The organism is Pandoraea captiosa (assembly GCF_902459775.1).
Taxonomy (GTDB): domain Bacteria; phylum Pseudomonadota; class Gammaproteobacteria; order Burkholderiales; family Burkholderiaceae; genus Pandoraea; species Pandoraea captiosa.
On the sequence record NZ_CABPSQ010000007.1, the window covers coordinates 199,357 to 218,144 of the forward strand.

An 18,788-nucleotide genomic window follows, 5' to 3' on the forward strand; every position below is an offset into this window, starting at 1 on the left:
GGTGCAACGCCGCACCCTCCGTTCAATGAATGACAGGAACCCAACCCCATGACCCCAATTTCCGGTGCCAGCGCCTCGTCGGGCGCTGTTTCGTTCCATAGCCCGCTGCGAGGCGGCCTGATCCGAGACGTTTCCATTGGCGGCGTCATCGAGAAGCTCGATTTCCACGGAACGCTCGCCGCTTACGCCATGTTGATGATGGAGATGAACAACGGCGAAGCCCAGAACATGATTCAGGAGATGCAGAGCCGCCAGAAGGAAGGGCAGGAAGCGCGCGATGCCGCCAATCAGATCGAGTCGCTGATCAATGAGATCGGTTCCGACACGTCGAAGAAAGTCGCCGTCGGCGATGGCATTCGGGGCTTCTTCGACAAACACAACCTCGAGATTGCCGTCGATCAGAACGGCACGAAGAAGACGCTGATGGAGTGGGAGGGGCGGGACAAGCGTGTCGGCGAGAGCGGTTACACGTCGCGCACGACGGCCGACTACACGGCCGCCAACCTTCGCTCGCTCAAGGCGGCTGCGGAGGGTTTCGTGGAGAAGGCGTCCGACAGTCGCACCGTCGACCAGATCAGAATCAACAAGAAGCTTCAGGAATACAACGGTGCTTCGACTCTCGTGAACACGATCTACAGCTCGCAAGGCTCGCAGCTCAATCAGATCAACGGGTCGATGCGCACATGAGCGCGGCGACCGTGCCGAACACCCGCGGCGCGACCGCCGGCGCTGCGGCGCAAGGTGAGCCGGCCATCCTTTCGCGATTCTTCGAGCGTGGCGGCGCGCTTCGCATGCTGGCCGACCTGTGCGAAACCGATCTCGAGATCGTGCGTGCCTACGCGTCCGAGCGATTCTCGCAGGGGCACATTGCGGGAGCGCAGCGCGTCTATTTCCTGCTGGCGACGCTCGACCAATGGTCGTTCGAGGACTGGTACGGACTTGGGCTTTATTATCAGCGGCTCGGCCAGCACCGTGAAGCGTTGCCGTGTTTTGCGAAGGCGGGCGTGATCTGTGCATCGGACCCGCGTCCGCCGTATCTCGCAGGGATCAGTTACGAGCATATCGGTAACGTGGAATTCGCGGGCCGCTCGTATCGCGCCACGCTGCGCCTGTGCGCACAACTGCCGCAGCATGCGTCGCTGGCTCGCTCGGCGCGGGCGCGGTGCGACGCACTCCATCGAAACGCCGAACGAAGAAAAACACCATGACCCTCATTGCATCCCGGGTGGAAGCCCACTCACCGACCATGAGCGGCGTCGATGCCGCATCGATGGCGCGCCTGTACGACGACACCACCGAATCCGGCAAGGCCGCGCGTGCGGATTGCCAGCGTCGTCAACGCTCGGATTGGCTTCGCACCGAAGACTTTGTGCCGGACGCACCGTCCGGCGCCGACTGGCGCGAGGCGGATGGCGCCTTCTCACGTCTGCTCGATCGGCTGTTCGAGGTCGGCGCGGGCATGGCGGCGAAGGCCCTGCGATCGTCGAACCCGGCAGGTAGCGCGAGTCTCGCTGCGCTGGAAAACGTCGATCCGTCAACGCTCGCGATGATGGCCTCGATGATCGCCATGGATTCGCTCGGCGACACCGCGAAATCGACGCAACGTGCGCTGGAATTGCTCGCCGAGCGGCAGGACAAGCTGCGTCAGGAGGACATTCAGAAGTACCGCGAGCAGATGGACGCCAAGGCGGAGGATGCCAACAAGGCCCGCAAGGGCGGCATCTTCGGCGTGATTTTCGATTGGATCATCGCGGCGGTGGATGTCGTGGTGGGCGCCGTCAAAGTGGTCACTGGCGTGCTCACCATGAATCCGATGATGATCGCGGGGGGCGTCGCGGACGTCGGCGCGGGCATCGCGGGAATGGGTGCCGCGTATCACAAGACCATGGCGCTGGCCGATCCAAAGAACGCCGCGTATCACGAGAAAGAGGCCGCCAAATGGGGCCACGCCCAACTCGCGTTCCAGATGCTGGGCATGGTGGTTGGCTTCGGCTCGTCGGTGAAGGGTTTTCTCGCCAAGCGGGCAACGACCAAAGCTGCGAGCCGGGTGTTCAAGGCCGGGGCGGCCGAAGCGCTGGAGCAGGCGGTGAAGTCTGGCGACAAGGCCGCCGTGAGCGCGATCAGGACGCGTGTGGTCTCCGAAATCGGTTACGTGGTCGGCAACGAAGTCGGCAAACGCGTGGGCCGATCGTTGCTTCAGAGCGGCACGCAAAGCGCCCGCCGTTTGGTCAAGGCGGGCTTTAACCGCATGGCCGAGCAATTTACCCAGCAGATGATCGAGAAGATGGCGTCGCGGGCCTTCGACAAGGTCGCGAAAACGGCGGCCAGACAAGTCGCGCGCGGTAAGGCGGTCACGGCCAAAGGGCTGACGCGGTCGTTCACGTCGCGCATGAATACGCAGGGCTATTTCGCGCTCGCGCGCGGCAGTTGGTCGCTGTCGCACGCTATTCGTGCCACGTTCGCGGGGGCCAATGGGCTGGGGCAGGGCATTGTGGGGGTGCAGCGGGCGAAGTTGCAGAACGAGGCCCGCGATCTGTCCGTCGACATGCTCTGGTTGCAGATGCTGCTGGAAATGAACGGCGACGACAAGAAGCGCACGGCCAAGCGCATGGAGACGCTCGTGGGGCAGCAAAACGACATCGCGCTCAGCGCGGGCGAGCAGGTGCAGAAGACTGGCGAGATGCGTATCCGGATGGCGGCGTCGGCGGCGCGCGCCTGACGGCATAACACCGTTCGGGTCCAACGGCGCGGCGCGAGCCGCGTCACTCACTTTGGGAGCATATATGACGATGACATTGGGCATGGGCCATACAAGCCGCGCGCTGGCGCAGCGCGCCGCAATCGGCACGATCGACACAATCGACGCAATCGGCACATCGCGGGAAAACACGCGGGCACAGGCGACGCGAAGTGCGCGCATTACCGAACAAATGGACGGGCTTCAGTCGGCGCAGACGCTCATCGCGTTGTTCCTCGCGATGCGCGTTGCCGAACGCAATACCGACCAGGCGTACCGGACCCGTCACGACGCCATGGTCTTCGAGCGCGGCGTGACGGCGCGCACCGAAAAGTACAACGCCAACCGGTCGCACTACAACGCCGGCCTGATGTCGGCAATCGGCGGCATCGTCTCGGGCAGCTTCTCGCTGGTCGGGGGTGTGGGCTCGGGCGCTGCGGGATTCGGCGGGGAGCTGGGCAAACTGCGCGTGGTCGGCACGGCCGTTGGCGAGACGACCAAGGGCGTGAGCCAGTTCGTGAAGTCGCCGTTCGACGTGGTCTCCAACGACGATTCGCTCGCGGGTCGCGACAACGATGTACTGGGGGAGTTCGAGATGTCGCTCACGGAGGAGACGCGTCGCACCAACGAGCGGTTGCGCCAGCGCATCGATGCCACCAGCGCCGACATTCGGGACGTCTCGCGCTCGATGTACGGCATGATCGGCCAACAGGTCACGAAGATGTACGACGTGATTCGCTGAACCCATGACAGTCTGCGAGCGCGCCGTTGCGGCATTTTTCCGAACTCACCGTTTCACGGCGCGCACGGAAGTCTGCGAACGCATGCATGTCGAAATGGGGCAACGTGTCGAGAACGGCGAGTTGTCCTTATGTCATCGCCTGGAAAAGCGGGCGGCAGGATACGTGCTGACGATCACCGATTTTCGGCTCGATGAGGGCGCGCGTTCGAGCGAGCATGCCGTGCGCCGTTTTTGCCAACTCGTACGCACGCTTCTGCGCACCGTCCCACATCTCAGTTATGTACGAGGCATGATTCTGCCTGGCGTGAGCGATCCGAAGCTGCGCGAGATGCGCGTTCGCCTTGGGACGATTCTCGAGCGCGAAGGCGCAGTCTGGCGGGACGAAGACGGCGATCGCTGGCTCGTGTTCTGTCGGGTGCAACATGGCGTACCCACGCGGCACATGGGCGGGCACGGCACGTCTTCATCTGCCTCTGCCTCTGCCTCTGCCGCCTCGCCCACCTCCGTCTCCACCTCACCGGGTCACGGCAACATGCCGAGCACCCGCCACCACACATAATCCAGCGGAAACAACAGCACGAGCGTGATGGCCGTCATGACGACGGTCAAGCGCGTGCCATCGCGCATGCCGACGCCTCCCAGGTGCATGGCGATCATCATCGGCGGGCTCTGATACGGCAGCAGTACGGTCGAGAACACCGGCACTTGCAGCATCAGCACGGTGTAAAGCGGGAGGCCGCTCGCATTGGAGAGCTGGCCCGCGAGCGGTGTGAGTACCGCCGGCAGTCCCGGCAGCGTGGCAACGAGCCCGATGGCCGCACCGATGGCGATGAGCCAGGCGGCGTTGACGACCGGCGTGCCGGGCACCATGCCTACGGCGTCCAGACAAAGGCGCGCCACTTTTTCTCCCAGTCCCGTGTCCGCTACGACAGCACCGACCCCCAGAAAGCCGGCAACGTAAATGAGCGGCGTGATCTGCATCTGATCCGAGAAGGTCTTCGGCGAGACGATGTGAATCGTCGGCAACAGGCAGAGAATGGCCGCCGCCACCGAAATCCATGCCGGAGAGATGCCATGCCACGCGTCGGTCGCGAAGCCTGCGAGGGCCAGCGCGAGCAGGATGGCCAGGCGCCTCGCATCGGCCGTGAGCGGCGGTGGCGTTGCGGTGGTCGGGCTCGCGAGTGGACCGTCGTCCGGAAACAGGCGACAGATGACCCAGACGAGAATCACCGCCTTGAGCGCGCCGAGCACCGGGAAGTGCAGCAGCAGGTACGGCGCGTAATGAAGCTTCACGCCATAGAACGAATCGGCCGCGCCCATCAGCACGCTGTTCGGAATGTTGGCGGGAAGGATCGTGGTCGGAGGCATGTAGCTGCCGGCCGCGACCGTCATCACAAGTCCGGTGCGCCCGCGCCGTCCCTCGGTGAGTCCGATGCGATCTGCCAGCGCGAGCACGATGGGAATGAGCAAAAGGATACGCCCGGTCGTGGAAGGCATGACGAATGCGAGGCCGACGCTGGCGATCATCACGGATGTGACGTACCGCGGGTAGGTCGGTCGCCTGAGCGCGAACACCGTCGATGCGAGTCGTGTGCCGAGCCCTGTCGTGCGCACGGCAAGCCCGGTGACGGCGCCGCCGAAGACCAGCCACCACGCGGCCGAGTGAAATCCGGCAAAGATGACTTCCGGCTTTGCGACGTGAAGCAGCACGGCGAGCAGGAAGAACGTGAGCGTGGTCACGGGCTCCGGGAACAGCCCGAACGCCCACGCGCCGATGGTGAACAGCACGAGTACGGCGGCTTGCGCGGCCGTGGGCGACAACCCGAGCGCGGGACTGCCATGGCTCGCCGCCCACAACGCGAGCGCGAGCGCGACATAGGCGGCGTAACCCCCTAGCGCTTTCAGACGTGAGCGCAACCGCTCGCGACGCGCGACGTCGGACGGCTGTGAGGAATGTGGGGCCTGCGGTGCAGCAGATTCGGTCATGGCGCTTGTGGTTATGGTGTTGGGCCGGGGGCGGCGAAGTCATTCATGACGACGTCGCATATGACTTGTCCGATTCTCGCTCCCCACCACGCAAGGATGACTAGGCCAAGCGTGCGTACGGGCGCGGGATAGGCAAAAAACTATCGGTAAAATTTTTTGATAACAGATTGTTTGGGGTGTTTTTTATTCGACACTGGCGGTTTTGGGAGTAAATTATTTGCTCTGGGACAAATTTATTCGAAGTGCGGTAACGGCAGTAGGGGGCGGCAATTCGGGCCGCATTTCGGACGGCGAGTCGGCGTCCCCGACCGACATTCATTCTGAAGAGGTTGACGTGACCCCGTCGTGGATCGGATACCGATGGTTGGCGCAGCGATATGGCGTCTCGCCAGTGCAGCCGTACGCCGTCGAAAGCGAAATCGGTCCGACCCGACGGACCCTCATACAAGGGAGCACCGTACATCAGATCCTGCCACCGGTATACCGGCCGGAGGACACCTTGGGTGGCCACCTGACATTCGCGCTCAAGCACGAGGGCGTGTTTCTTGAATTGCTGGCCAGACTATTCGATGTCATACCGGAAGCCGAGCTGGTCGCCTGGATCAATGCGGAGCGCACCGGGCAATATGCCCGACGGGCGGGATTTCTTTTCGAATGGATGACGGACAGAACGCTCACCGGCCTCGCCCCGTTGCCCGCGTGTAAATACGTCGATGCCATTAGCGCTGACGATTACCTTGTCAGTGCGTCCCCTGCCAATAGCGTTCGCTGGCGCGTACGCGACAATCTTCCGGGCACCCGGTTCTTTTGCCCCACGCTCCGACGCACGAAAGCCGTAGCGTCGGTACAGGCATATGACTGCGCGAGTCGACTGGACGCCTTGCAGGCCGAGTACGGCGCGGACGTCTTGCGCCGCAGCGCGGTGTGGCTCACGCTCAAGGAAAGCCGCGCGAGTTTCGAGATCGAACACGAGCACGACAAAACGGATCGTATCAAGCGATTTGCGTCGGTAATGGAGTCGGAAATCGGTCAGTCGCCGAATCCGCTGTCGGCGGATGCGCTGACCGAATTGCAGCACGCCATCATCGGCGACCTGACGACCCTCAAAACCTTCGGCCTGCGCAAATCGCCGGTTTTCGTTGGTACCACGGAAGGGTTTCGCGATGTGATCCATTACATTGCGCCGCATTGGGACGATGTGCCGGAAATGCTTCGGGGTCTGGAAGCCTTTCTGACGCTGACGGCGCCAAGGCCCGGATTTGCCGATGCGTCGATCGCTCGCGCGGCGATCGTGGCATTCGGCTTTGTCTATATTCACCCGTTTGCCGACGGCAACGGGCGTACGCATCGATTCCTGATCAACGACGTTCTGCGTCGCGATGGCGCGGTGCCGCGTCCATTCGTGCTGCCGGTGTCCGCGGCCATCACCAGCAAGGCGCAAACATTGGCCGCTTACGATCAGGTCCTGGAAGTGATTTCCAGGCCGTTCATGCGCCGGTTCGGCGTTTCCGCGAGCTTCGGACGAACCGAGACGTACGAGGACGGTGTCCAGTCCAATTTTTCCTTTTCCGCATACGCGCAAGCGGCCCATGTCTGGCGATATCTCGACCTGACCGCGCACGTCGAGTATCTTGGCGGCCTGATCGATCTGACGATCGGTACCGAAATGCGCAACGAAGCCCAATTACTCCAGACATGGGACCGTGCGCGCGCCTTCGTCAAGGAAGTCGTCGACGGGCCCAATTCCGATATCGACCGGATTATTCGATCGGTGAAGGACAATCACTGGGACGTGTCGAACAAGTTGCGCAAGGACTTTCCCGTCATCGCGTCGGCAGACCTGAGCGACGCGATTGTCGACGCCGTACGCCGGGCATTCGGCGAAGGGCAAGCTGAAGACGGCGTTGCCGATTGAAACGGGGAAATGGGTTGGAAACGAAGGCCGAAGCGAACGAGGCGGCAATGGAAGCAGAAATCCCCGCCGCCCCCAAACCCTGGCATCTCTACCTGCTGGAATGTGCGGGCGGGCGCATTTATACCGGCATTGCGATCGATGTGGACGCGCGGTATGCGGCGCATGTGGCGGGCAAGGGGGCGCGCTTTACGCGGGCGTATCGCCCGTTGCGCATTTTGTTGTCGCTGCCGTTTGCCGATCGCTCGGCAGCTTCCCGCGCGGAATACCGCGTCAAGCAACTGAGCGCGCTGCAAAAACGCGCGCTCGTCGCCGGAACGTTGGTGTGCGACTTCGGCGATCGCCATGACAGCGGGGAAAGGCGTGACGTCAAGGCACCAGACGCGCCTGACGAATGATCCGCCGCACGTCGCGCTGGAGCGCCCCGAACTGGCTGCGCGACGGAATCGGCGACACCACAATGGCCCAACTGTCGCCCGGCACCGTTTTCTCCACCACCGTGTAATACGTCGACTGCGTGCGGAAAAAATCGGCGATGCCGTCGTGGCTGACGCGATAACTGCGGTCTCCCGCCCCCGCCAGCAGGAACACGCCAAGCGTGTAAAACACATCGCGATCCGAATTTACCGGACCGGCCTGCTTGTCGAGCAGCAACGAGCGAAGCGTTTTCTCCGTGAGCAGCGTCGGGCGCCGGATGTCGAACACGCGCCACACCTTGAGCAGCGCCCCCGTGGACATCTGCCAGCCGGCGAACGGCGCGAGCAGACGCCAGTTGTCGGGCAGCTTCGCATCAGTGACGCCTAGCGGCGCAAAGATGGCGGTCTGGCAAAAATCCTTGTAGTCCTCGCCGGACACCGCCTCGATCACCATACCGAGCAGCAGGTACGAGACGTTCGAGTAGACGAAGTCGGATTTGCCGCTCGAGTGGCTGGCGTCGCCCGCGTCGAGATAATTGAAGAAGTCCGCGCTGCCGCCCACTCGCCGAATCGCCAGGCCACTGAACAGGCCATTGACCGGATCGTTGAACCCATTGGTCGCGAGGCCCGCCCGATGGGCGAGCAGGCGCCGCACCGTGAGTTCTCGCAGCGACGGATCGAGCGGCTTGCCATGTTGCTTCGCATAGGCGTCGAGCAAGTCGCCGAGTCTGGCATCGAGCGACAACTTGCCTTGCTGCACGAGCAATGCAATCCCGATGGCCGTGACCGATTTCGACAAGCTCGCGACCGGCAGCAATTGCTGCACATCGTCACCCGGCGTGGCGGCTTCGAGCGCCACGCCGTTGTCCGACTCCGTACGCAGCCAGACATGCGAGAGGTTGTAGCGCTCCTTGATCTGCGCCACGCCCTGCGCAATAGTCGACTGCCCGATCGGCACGGCTGGCCGGATCGCCGTGGCCGGACCCGATGACGGCAGTGCGACGACCGCCCCGTTGGCGCTCGCTGCGGCGGCGGCGGGCCCCGACGCGCCGGATGGCGTCTGCGCGAGCGCGAGGCCCGCGCTCACCAGCGTGGTAGTGCTCAGCAGGATAGTCAGGACAACACGGCGTGCAGACGCGACGCATTGCCCCATAGCTCGCGCAATGGCATGCGAACGGCGATGCATGGCCAACTGCCCGGTGAAACGTGCCCCTGCCGGACGGCGATGCCGTTCGACGTTCATTGATTCACTCCCCCCGTGCACCCACTTCGAACCGTGAAGCGTTTCGCTTCAGGACTCTCTTCGGAGTCGGAATGGTTCGGAGTGCACACGTGCCGCACTGCGGCGATATTCGAGATCGAAGTTTAGGAAAACTTCGGGTAAATACCCAATAAAACCCGCGCATTTTACATTAAGTTGCATATATCGCGCTATTTTCTCAATAGACGGGCGCAATCGCCGCGGCACATCCCGCATGCCGCGCGGCACCGTCGAGAGCCGTTACGTCGAAGGCGGACCCGGAAATGCCTCATATCGTGAGAGATCGGCGTCAGAGGCCCGCGGCGCAAGGCTTTGCTGTCGTTGGAAGGTCGTGGGGCGACAGGCGTGTCAGCGGCGCACCGACAAGACCTGTTACGCATCGCGGTGTAAGCTATCTCCCAAGACAGACAGGCTCCGACTCGCCCACAGGCCGTAGGGGCGGCGTCTCGCAAACGACGTCGTGCCGGCCGAAGGATCGACCGAAACATGACTGAACCGCCCCGTGCGCGCCCGAGCCGGCCCGCCGATGCCGATGCCTCTTCACCCTTGCCCCCTTCTGCGGTCAGCGCAGGGTCAGCCGCTGCCACCCACGCCGGCGGCGGGGACGATGCTGACGTTGCAGGAGCGCCTGCCGTGCACCCGGCCGGGCCGTCCCCCGTCGAAGCGGCCTGGCGCTCGCTGCCCGCGCCCCTGCGCCTGATCCGACGCTTTCCCTGGAGTGCCGCACGTCCGTGGCTGATCGCCGCTGGCGTGCTGCTGCTCGGGCTGTTCGTTTTCGATGCGCTTCACCACATGCTGCGACACGTGCATTACGACAACGTGATCGCGGCGATCCACGACACGCCCGTCACGCGTCTGGTGCTGGCGATGCTGGCAACGCTGGCGAGCTACGCCGCGTTGACTGGCTACGACATCTCAGGGCTCGCGTTTGCGGGCGCCAAAGTCAAGCGCTCGACGGTCGTACTGACATCGTTCATTGCTTACGCGCTGGGCAACTCGGTCGGTCTGGGCGTGCTCACGGGCGGCACCGTGCGCATGCGGATGTACGCTGCCGCCGGGATCGACGCATCGAAGGTCGCGCAGGCCGTAGCGTTCAACGCCGGCGCGTTCGGCCTCGGCATGACGGTGTTCGGCTCGCTCGGGATGTTATGGGGCGCGTCGCGCGTGTCCGCACTGGTACCGATTCCGGCGTGGATGCTGCAACTCTTCGCCGTGCTGCTCCTCGCCGGCGCTGCCGCCTTTCTGGCACTGTGCGCGCGCAGGCGCAGCGTCGTCGTCTTCGGCCGTTGGTCGATGCCGCTGCCGCCGTTGCGTCTGGCGCTGCGCCAGTTGCTCATCTCCGCGGCCGATCTCGGCATGGCGGCCGCCGCCCTGTGGTGCCTGTTGCCGGCGGGCGTGGTCGATCTGCCGACGTTCGTCGTCTTCTATGCCATTGCGATGGCACTGGGCGTACTCAGTCACGTGCCGGGGGGCGTGGGGGTATTCGAGGCGGTGATTCTCCTCGCGACGAATGGGCACGCGCCGATCAGTCAGGTTGCCGGTGCGCTGGTGCTCTATCGCGGCATCTACTACCTGCTGCCGCTGATACTCGCGGCGTGTCTGCTCGCCGGATTCGAGCTGCGGCAGGGCCCTGCGGCTCCCATCGGTCGGGCTGCCGTGCGCCTTTTTCCCGGCATTCTGGCCGCACTCACGCTCGTCGCGGGCGTCATGCTGCTGATCTCGGGTGTCACGCCGGCCACACGCGACGCCGAAGATTTCCTGCGCCGCCACGTGCCGCTGTTCCTTGTCGAAGTCTCGCACCTGTTGGGCAGCGTGGCCGGTCTGTCGATGCTGTTCCTTGCGCGCGGCCTGCTGCACCGCCTCGACGCCGCATGGTGGGGCTCCCTCGGCCTCACCGTCATTGCCGCGGTGCTGGCAATTCCGAAAGGCATCGCATGGTCGGAGTTTTTCGTGCTGGCCGTGCTCGCGACCTTGCTGCTGGTCTCGCGCAAGCAATTCGACCGCCGCTCTTCGCTCTTTACGCAATCGTTCGAGCCGGGATGGATCATCGCGGTGCTCTCGGTCCTGGGCGCGTGTACGTGGCTGATGTTCATGTCGTACCGACGCGTCGGATACGCCAATCAACTCTGGTGGCAATTCACGTTCGACGGCGACGCCCCGCGCTCGATGCGTGCGCTCATGGTCGTTGCCGTCATCGGGCTGGGCCTGTCGCTATGGCAACTGCTGCGGCAGTCGCCGGGCGCGATGGTGCCCGCCACCGAGGCGGAGCTGGCGCGGGCCATGGCCGTCATTCGCAAGCAACCCGCTGCCGATGCGTGTCTCGCGCTCATGGGCGACAAGAGTTTCCTGTTCTCGCCGTCCGGCAATGCTTTCATCATGTATGCGAAGCATCGCCGCTCGTGGGTCTCGCTCTCGGACCCGGTCGGCGACCAGAAGGAGTGGCCTGAGCTGATCTGGCGATTCATCGAACTGGCCGATGCCCACGGCGGGCGCGCCGCGTTCTACAAGACACGTCCGCACGCGCTGCCGCTCTACATCGACGCCGGGCTTCGCGCGTTCAAGCTTGGCGAGGAGGCGTTCGTTTCCTTGCCGGAATTCGGGTTGCAGGGTTCGCGCCGTGCGAACCTGCGTCACGGCGTGACACGCGGCGAGCGCGAAGGTCTGACGCTGGAGATCGTGCCGCCCGAAGGCGTTGCGCCGCATCTTGCGGAAATGCGTCGGGTATCGAACGCGTGGCTCGCCCGCCAGCACACGCGAGAAAAGGGCTTCTCGCTGGGCGCCTTCGACGACGCCTACGTTCTGCGCCAACCCGTGGCGCTCGTGCGGCGCGAGGACCGGCTCGTGGCGTTCGCCACGCTGATGTGCCCCGACGTGCTGCGCATCGAGGCGAGCATCGACCTCATGCGGCAGGTGCCCGATGCCCCGCCGGGCACGATGGACTTCCTCTTTGCGAAGCTGATGCTCCACTTCAAGGCACAGGGCTACCAGCGCTTCGGCCTTGGCATGGCGCCGATGTCCGGTATGCAGACGCATCAGCTCGCGCCCCGCTGGCATCGTTTCGGACGAATGATGTTCGCCCACGGCGCGCGCTTCTATAACTTCCGTGGGCTGCGCAGCTTCAAGGAGAAGTTCGATCCGCAATGGGAGACGCGTTACCTGATGACGCCCGGCGGCATCGCGCCGATGCTCACGCTGGCCGACGTGGCGTCGCTCGTCGGCGGTGGCTGGAAAGGAATGATTGCGAAATGACGGGGAACACGATGGCACAACATGGGAAGGCAGATGACGGACCGACGGTATCCCCGAGGGGAGTGCGCCGCCCGTCCCGGATGCGCCGCGCGGCAATGCGCCTGACACCGGGGGCCGCAGCCATGGCAGCCACGGCAGCACTGACCCTCACGATGTCGTCGTCCCCGGCGTTGGCGCAGACGTCGAGTTCAACGCACGCGCGCAGCAACCCCCTCAACGTGCTCAAGCCGGCGCCTAAGGCGGGACCCGTTGCGCAATCGCCCGCTGCCGACACCAGCGCCCCGGCGCCCGTCATGCCGCAGGCCGCCGCAGCGGCCGCGAGCGCTGCGGCATTTCGGAGTGCAGCGACCGGCACGAACGCCGCGCCCGAGATCATGACGCATGGCCGCTTCGAGAACGTGCCGATTTTCCGCCCGCAAGGCGAACCGAACGCCACGGTGCTGTTCTTCTCCGACGACGACGGCTGGACGCCGCGTGCCGAGCGCATGGCCCGTGCGCTGGCCGACACGGGGGCGCTGGTGGCCGGAATCGACACCGCGCGCCTGATGGCGAACTACACGAAGGACAACATCGCGTGCGTCTACGCGGCGGGCGATCTCGACAACTTCGGGCGATGGGTCGAGGCGTCCGTGCGGCTGCCCGGCTATACGCCGCCCATTCTCGTCGGCGACGGCGTGGGCGGTACGTTCGCCTATGCAATGCTGGCGCAGGCCGGCAACGACACGTTCTCCGGTGCGCTGTCGGTCGACTTTTGCCCGGTCCTGCCGATGGCCCGTCCGCTGTGCCAGGGCGAGGGTGTGCATTTCGCGCGCGGCATTACCCACACGGCTGGGGGCGCGCCCATGCGCTTGCTGCCCGCGCCGGTCATGAGCGCTCCCTGGCTGGCGATGGGCGGACCGGCCGCCGGACCCGGCAGCCCGGGACGCGCTCCGCGTTGTCCGGATCACGTTGCGCAGGCGTTCGCCGCACGCACCCCGAATTCGAGCTGGCTCGTGGGGGGGCTGGCGGGCAGTCTCGGGGCGATGGATACCAGTGGAACGACGGACGCTTCGGGCACCTCCGGCACCTCGGGTACCCCCGGCACCTCCGCCACGCCCGTGCTGGCGGACTGGGTGACGCAGTACAAGAACGCCTTCCGGCGCATGAACGCGCACCACATTGCAGGCACGGCGCGACCGCCGGCCGCCGTGGCCGATCTGCCGGTGATCGAGGTCCCGGCGACCGCCAAACCCGCTGCCAACCTGGCCGACACCTTTGCCATTCTGCTGTCCGGCGACGGTGGCTGGGCCGGTCTGGACCGCGATGTCGCCGCGGCACTCGCGGCGCACGGCATTCCGGTCGTGGGGGTCGACTCGCTGCGTTACTTCTGGTCGGCGCGCACGCCGGCGTCCGGCGCGCTCGACATCGACCGTCTCATGCGCTTCTATCAGACGCGCTGGAACAAGAAGCGCGCGATCCTCATCGGCTATTCGCAAGGGGCCGACGTGCTGCCGTTCATGGTCAATCGCCTGCCGCCGATGGCCCGTGAGCGCGTCGGGCTGCTCGTCCTCATGGGCCTCGGGCAAAAGGCCGACTTCGAATTCCGCATGACCAACTGGGTGATGTCGAGCCAGAACGGCCTGCCGATCCGGCCCGAAGTCGAACGTCTGCCCGACGGCATGGCGATGTGCGTCTACGGCGCCGACGAGGACGACAGCAACTGCCCGGGGCTCGATCCCCGACGGGTGCAGATCGTGAAGATGCCCGGCGGGCATCATTTCGACGGAAACTACACCGCGCTCGCCGACGTGATTCTCCAGGGGCTCGCTAAACGCTGAGGTTCGCTGAGGTTCGCTGGGGCCGCCAGGCCCATCAAGTTCGCTACTCGGGCCGACGTCTCGCCCATGCATGCTTTCTCGCCTTGCCTTCCGTGCGGGCGCTCCGTACACTGCGGCCAGCTTTTTTCCCGAATTTTTCCCGTATCGCTTGTCCGGCCATGGCAGCCGGACGCGGCGGCGCGGGGCCCACGAGACGTCACGACAGACAGGAGAAGATCAAAAATGGCAGAGGGTTACTTCCCGAAGTGGCGGCAACAGGACACGGCCTCCGGGCGCGTGATCGCGCCCGATGAGCGTCTTGCCTGGCCGCAGACCATCGCGATGGGCGTGCAGCACGTGGTCGCCATGTTCGGCTCGACCGTGCTCGCGCCACTGCTCATGGGCTTCGACCCGAACCTGGCGATCTTCATGTCGGGCATCGGCACGTTGCTGTTCTTCGTGCTCGTCGGCGGCCGCGTGCCCAGCTACCTTGGCTCCAGCTTCGCCTTCATCGGCCTGGTCATTTCCGTGACGGGCTACGCAGGCAGTGGACCGAACATGAATATTCCGGTGGCGCTCGGCGGAATCATCGCCTGCGGCGTGCTGTACGCGATCATCGGACTGATTGTGATGGCCGTCGGCACGCGCTGGATCGAAGCGCTCATGCCGCCGGTCGTGACCGGCGCCGTGGTCGCGGTCATTGGTCTGAACCTCGCGCCGGTGGCGGTCAAGGGCGTGTCCGCCACCAGCTTCGACACGTGGATGGCGCTCGCGACCGTGCTGTGCGTGGGGCTTGTGGCGGTGTTTGCGCGCGGGATGGTGCAGCGCCTGCTGATTCTCGTCGGCCTGCTGCTCGCCTACGTGCTCTACGCCGTGCTGACGAACGGCATGGGGCTGGGCAAGCCGATCGACTTCTCCATCGTGGCCAACGCCGCGTGGTTCGGCCTGCCGCACTTCGCGGCACCCGTGTTCAAGCCGGAAGCCATGGTGTTGCTCGCGCCGATCGCCATCATTCTGGTGGCCGAGAACCTGGGACATATCAAGGCCGTGAGCGCCATGACGGGGCAGAACCTCGACCCCTACATGGGCCGCGCCTTCCTTGGCGACGGGCTGGCGACCATCGTGTCGGGCAGCGTCGGCGGCACGGGCGTGACCACGTACGCCGAGAACATTGGCGTGATGGCCGTCACGAAGATCTACTCGACGCTGGTGTTCGCGGTGGCGGCCGTCATTGCGCTGGTGCTCGGCTTCTCGCCGAAGTTCGGCGCGATCATCCAGACGATTCCCGGTCCGGTGCTCGGCGGCGTGTCGATCGTGGTGTTCGGTCTGATTACCGTGGCGGGCGCGCGTATCTGGGTGCAGAACAAGGTGGACTTCTCGGACAACCGCAACCTGATCGTGGCGGCCGTGACGCTGGTGCTGGGCGCGGGCGACTTCACGCTGAAGTTCGGTAGCTTCTCGCTTGGCGGCATCGGGTGCGCGACGTTCGGCGCGATCATCCTGTATGCGTTGTTGCGCGGTCGTGGGGCGTCGAGACCGGCGGCGATGTAACGGCGGGCGGCAACGGCACCCGCAGCACAGCAGCACCGCAGCACAGCAGCACCGCAGCACAGCGGCACGGCAATTACGCCGTGCCGTTGTCGTTTGGGGCGGCGCTCGCCGGGGCGCCGGTATCGTTGTCGACGTCCGTGTGCGCCGGTGTGGCTTGCAGACAGTCCAGAAGTTGCCGTGCATAGACGGGCAATGCGTCACGCTCGCGTACGCACAGCACCAGGGTACGCAGCGCCCACGGATCGGCGAGCGGCACAATGCCGATGCCCAGCGTTGCGGCACAACGTCGCGCGGCGCTCAGGGGCACGATGCCCAGCGCCGCGCCCGCTGCCACGGCGCGGCACAGGCTGTCGAAATCGCGCAGACGCAGACGATAGCGCAACGCGCGTCCCGCGCGTTTGGCGTGCCCGTCGAGATGTTCGGCCAGCGCGCTTTGTTCGGGCAAGCCGATGAACTCGGCGTCCAGTACGTCGATGAAAGCCACGCCGGCGCGGGAGGCGCGTGAGGCTTGTGTGGCGAGCGGATGGTCCGGCGGCGTAACGACGACCAGCCGGTCCTGCCGGAACGGTACCGTTTCCAGCCCCGCCAGTTCGATCCAGTCCGACACCACGCCGATGTCCGCAGCACCTTCGAGCACCGCCTGCACCACGGCGGGACTCGTCTGCTCGCGCAGCGCGATCTCGACGTTCGGATGCTCGGCCAGAAACGCGCCGAGCAGGTCGGGCAGAAATTCCGACATCGCGACCGTGTTGGAGGCGATGCGCACGTTGCCCTTGAGCCCCGCCGCGTACTCGCCCAGCTCGCCACGCAGCTGTTCGATCTGCGCGAGTACGCGACGGGCGTGAGCGAGCAGGGCGCGCCCCGCGGGCGTGGGAATGACACCCTGGCGATGGCGCATGAAAAGGGCGACGCCCAGCGTCTCCTCCAGCCCGCGAATGCGCGCGCTCGCGGAGGCCAGCGTCAGATGGGCGCGCTCGGCGCCGGCGGTAATGCTGCCCGCGTCGGCCACCAGCAGGCACAGGCGCAGATCGATCAGGTCGAATTTCACGGGATGCGTGTCTCCGGGCGAACGCAGATGACGTCGGAGTAAAGACGTCAGTGTATAGCGGGCAGGTGATGCATCCTTACCGGCATGTAAGGCGCGGTGCCCATGCAATGTCGACTGACTTGAGCAGGGGCGCATGGTAAACTACGCGCTTTCAAGACACGGCCGTACCCGCGACGGTCTGCCCCGCCAAGCCGCAGAGTTTCATTCGCCGGCGGGTCGTCTTGCTGGCGTCTTCAGACGCGTCGCCCGGATGAGCGCGATGCGCGTCGCACGCCCGACGCGGGCATTCCATCAAGAACAAACAACATCGATACGCGCGGGGACACACATCGTGGAGTCCGCGCATTGGTCTTTATATGTCTTTTGAAAAGCTCGGCCTGTCGGCCGACATCCTGCGTGCGGTAGCCGATCTCGGTTACACGCAGCCGACTCCGATTCAACTGCAAGCGATTCCCGCCGTCCTGCAGGGCGGCGATCTTCTCGCCGGCGCACAGACCGGCACGGGCAAGACGGCAGGCTTTACGCTGCCGATCTTGCAAATGCTGTCCGCGCGTGCCCGTCCGGCCGCTGCCAACGGCAAGCGCCCGATACGCGCGCTGGTGCTCACGCCCACGCGTGAGCTGGCCGCGCAGGTCGAGGAAAGCGTCACGCAATACGGCAAGTATCTGCGTCTCACGTCGATGACCGTATTCGGCGGCGTGTCGATGGTGCCGCAGGTCAAGCAACTCTCGCGTGGCGTCGACATTCTTGTCGCCACACCGGGCCGCCTGCTCGATCACATGCAGCAGAAGACCGTGGATCTGTCCGGCGTCGAGATTCTCGTGCTCGACGAAGCGGATCGCATGCTCGACATGGGGTTCATCCGCGATATCCGTCGCGTGCTGGCGGCGCTGCCCGCCCAGCGTCAGAACCTGCTGTTCTCGGCGACCTTCTCCGACGAAATCAAACAACTGGCCGACGGCCTGCTCAAGTCGCCCGCGCTGATCGAAGTCGCCCGTCGCAATACGACGGCCGAGACCGTCGCGCAGAAGATCCACCCGGTCGACCGTGACCGCAAGCGCGAGTTGCTCGAACACCTCGTGCGCGAGCACAACTGGTTCCAGGTACTCGTGTTCACGCGCACCAAGCATGGGGCGAATCGTCTGGCGGAACAATTGACGAAGGGCGGCATTCCGGCGCTCGCCATCCACGGTAACAAGAGCCAGGGCGCGCGTACCCGTGCGCTTGCGGAGTTCAAGAGCGGCACGCTGCAAGTGCTCGTCGCCACCGATATCGCCGCGCGCGGCATCGACATCGACCAGCTGCCGCACGTGGTGAACTTCGATCTGCCGGAAGTGGCGGAGGACTATGTGCACCGTATCGGCCGTACCGGTCGTGCGGGGGCGAACGGGGAAGCCGTCTCGCTCGTGTGCGTGGACGAGCATCAACTGCTTCAGCAAATCGAGCGTCTCATCAAACGCACCATCGATCGCGAAGTGATTCCGGGCTTCGAGCCGGACCCGCATGCCGTAGCGCAACCGATTCGCAAGAATCAGCAAGGCGGTGGCCGTGGTGCGGGCGGCGGTCGTGGCGCTCGCAATGGCGGTGGCGGTGGCGACGAGGGTCGTCAATCCGCGCGCGCGCCGCGTGACGCACGCCAACCGCGTGACGACGGCCGCTCGCCGCGTCAGGGCGGTGAGGCGAAACCGCGTCGTGAAGGCGATCGTGCTGGCCGTCAGGGCAGCAATGGTGGCAATAGTGGCAATGGTGGCGGCAGCGCCATCAACGTCGGCAACGTCGGCGCCGGCCATCGTCAACCGGCCAAGCGCCAGGGCGATGCGCAGCGCGCACCCGCGCGCACCACGCAGGGCGCACCCGCGCCGCGTCAGGGCCAAGGGCAGGGGCAGGGCGCCTCGCGCGGGCAGGGCGGCGGTGGCGAGCGCGGCGACTTCGGTCAGCGCGGACCGCGCCCGGCGCGGCGCGACGGTGCCGGCGGCGCCTTGCTGATGGGCAAACCGAAGCGCGACTAAGCGTTTCGGCAAGGGGTCGACGATGTGCGCGCCGCTCGATATTCCGATGAATTTGAGCGGCGGCATGGGGTTGAGGGAAGC

14 protein-coding genes are annotated in these 18,788 nt (G+C 65.2%); 11 read left to right on the forward strand and 3 right to left on the reverse strand.

The genetic code is table 11. The features are described from left to right. Positions 1–48: 48 nt before the first annotated feature. From PCA31118_RS18370 to PCA31118_RS18390, 5 genes are all read left to right on the forward strand, one after another. The gene (locus tag PCA31118_RS18370; protein WP_150626535.1) at positions 49–687 is read left to right on the forward strand and encodes a hypothetical protein; all 639 of its coding nucleotides are present in this window, start codon (positions 49–51) and stop codon (positions 685–687) included. Then, positions 684–1,208 carry a CesD/SycD/LcrH family type III secretion system chaperone gene (locus PCA31118_RS18375; RefSeq protein WP_246190303.1) on the forward strand — a complete coding sequence of 175 codons (525 nt, stop codon included), beginning with the start codon at positions 684–686 and terminating at the stop codon, positions 1,206–1,208. The genes PCA31118_RS18370 and PCA31118_RS18375 overlap by 4 nt, the downstream gene beginning before the upstream one ends. Continuing rightward, positions 1,205–2,719: a type III secretion system translocon subunit SseC family protein gene (gene sctE / locus PCA31118_RS18380; RefSeq protein WP_150626536.1), complete on the forward strand. Its 1,515-nt coding sequence runs from the start codon at positions 1,205–1,207 to the stop codon at positions 2,717–2,719. The genes PCA31118_RS18375 and sctE overlap by 4 nt, the downstream gene beginning before the upstream one ends. 64 nt (positions 2,720–2,783) lie before the next feature. After that, the gene (locus tag PCA31118_RS18385; protein ID WP_150626537.1) at positions 2,784–3,479 is read left to right on the forward strand and encodes a hypothetical protein; all 696 of its coding nucleotides are present in this window, start codon (positions 2,784–2,786) and stop codon (positions 3,477–3,479) included. A gap of 4 nt (positions 3,480–3,483) precedes the next feature. Beyond that, positions 3,484–4,038 (forward strand): hypothetical protein, encoded by a 555-nt coding sequence (locus PCA31118_RS18390; protein WP_150626538.1) that lies wholly within the window; start codon positions 3,484–3,486, stop codon positions 4,036–4,038. On the opposite strand, the gene PCA31118_RS18395 is transcribed toward PCA31118_RS18390, so the two are convergent. Beyond that, the gene (locus PCA31118_RS18395) at positions 4,002–5,465 is read right to left on the reverse strand and encodes an SLC13 family permease (RefSeq protein ID WP_150626539.1); all 1,464 of its coding nucleotides are present in this window, start codon (positions 5,463–5,465) and stop codon (positions 4,002–4,004) included. The genes PCA31118_RS18390 and PCA31118_RS18395 overlap by 37 nt on opposite strands. A gap of 499 nt (positions 5,466–5,964) precedes the next feature. Here PCA31118_RS18395 and PCA31118_RS18400 point away from each other — a divergent pair, with 499 nt between their 5' ends. Together PCA31118_RS18400 and PCA31118_RS18405 are read left to right on the forward strand one after the other, a co-directional pair. Next, positions 5,965–7,380, forward strand: coding sequence for a Fic family protein (locus tag PCA31118_RS18400; protein WP_246190304.1), 1,416 nt, complete (start codon positions 5,965–5,967; stop codon positions 7,378–7,380). 47 nt (positions 7,381–7,427) lie between these two features. After that, entirely contained in the window at positions 7,428–7,775 is a 348-nt protein-coding gene (locus PCA31118_RS18405) for a GIY-YIG nuclease family protein (RefSeq protein WP_150626541.1), read from the forward strand. On the opposite strand, the gene PCA31118_RS18410 is transcribed toward PCA31118_RS18405, so the two are convergent. Next, a complete protein-coding gene (locus tag PCA31118_RS18410) occupies positions 7,747–9,036 on the reverse strand; it encodes a serine hydrolase domain-containing protein (protein ID WP_150626542.1) in 1,290 nt (429 codons plus the stop codon). The genes PCA31118_RS18405 and PCA31118_RS18410 overlap by 29 nt on opposite strands. A gap of 504 nt (positions 9,037–9,540) precedes the next feature. On the opposite strand from PCA31118_RS18410, the gene mprF reads away from it, so the two are divergent. The 3 genes from mprF to PCA31118_RS18425 all read left to right on the forward strand — a co-directional run bounded on the left by mprF (position 9,541) and on the right by PCA31118_RS18425 (position 15,650). Next, the gene (gene mprF / locus PCA31118_RS18415; RefSeq protein ID WP_150626543.1) at positions 9,541–12,303 is read left to right on the forward strand and encodes a bifunctional lysylphosphatidylglycerol flippase/synthetase MprF; all 2,763 of its coding nucleotides are present in this window, start codon (positions 9,541–9,543) and stop codon (positions 12,301–12,303) included. Positions 12,304–12,425: 122 nt separating this feature from the next. Beyond that, the gene (locus PCA31118_RS18420; RefSeq protein WP_246190305.1) at positions 12,426–14,120 is read left to right on the forward strand and encodes a virulence factor family protein; all 1,695 of its coding nucleotides are present in this window, start codon (positions 12,426–12,428) and stop codon (positions 14,118–14,120) included. Between the two features lie 222 nt (positions 14,121–14,342). Then, positions 14,343–15,650 carry a solute carrier family 23 protein gene (locus PCA31118_RS18425; RefSeq protein ID WP_044457377.1) on the forward strand — a complete coding sequence of 436 codons (1,308 nt, stop codon included), beginning with the start codon at positions 14,343–14,345 and terminating at the stop codon, positions 15,648–15,650. Positions 15,651–15,723: 73 nt separating this feature from the next. Here PCA31118_RS18425 and PCA31118_RS18430 read toward each other — a convergent pair whose 3' ends face one another. After that, positions 15,724–16,698: a LysR family transcriptional regulator gene (locus tag PCA31118_RS18430; protein ID WP_150626544.1), complete on the reverse strand. Its 975-nt coding sequence runs from the start codon at positions 16,696–16,698 to the stop codon at positions 15,724–15,726. Between the two features lie 356 nt (positions 16,699–17,054). Between PCA31118_RS18430 and PCA31118_RS18435 the strand changes: the two genes are divergently transcribed. Further along, positions 17,055–18,707 (forward strand): DEAD/DEAH box helicase, encoded by a 1,653-nt coding sequence (locus PCA31118_RS18435; protein ID WP_150626545.1) that lies wholly within the window; start codon positions 17,055–17,057, stop codon positions 18,705–18,707. The last annotated feature ends 81 nt before the right edge of the window (positions 18,708–18,788 follow it).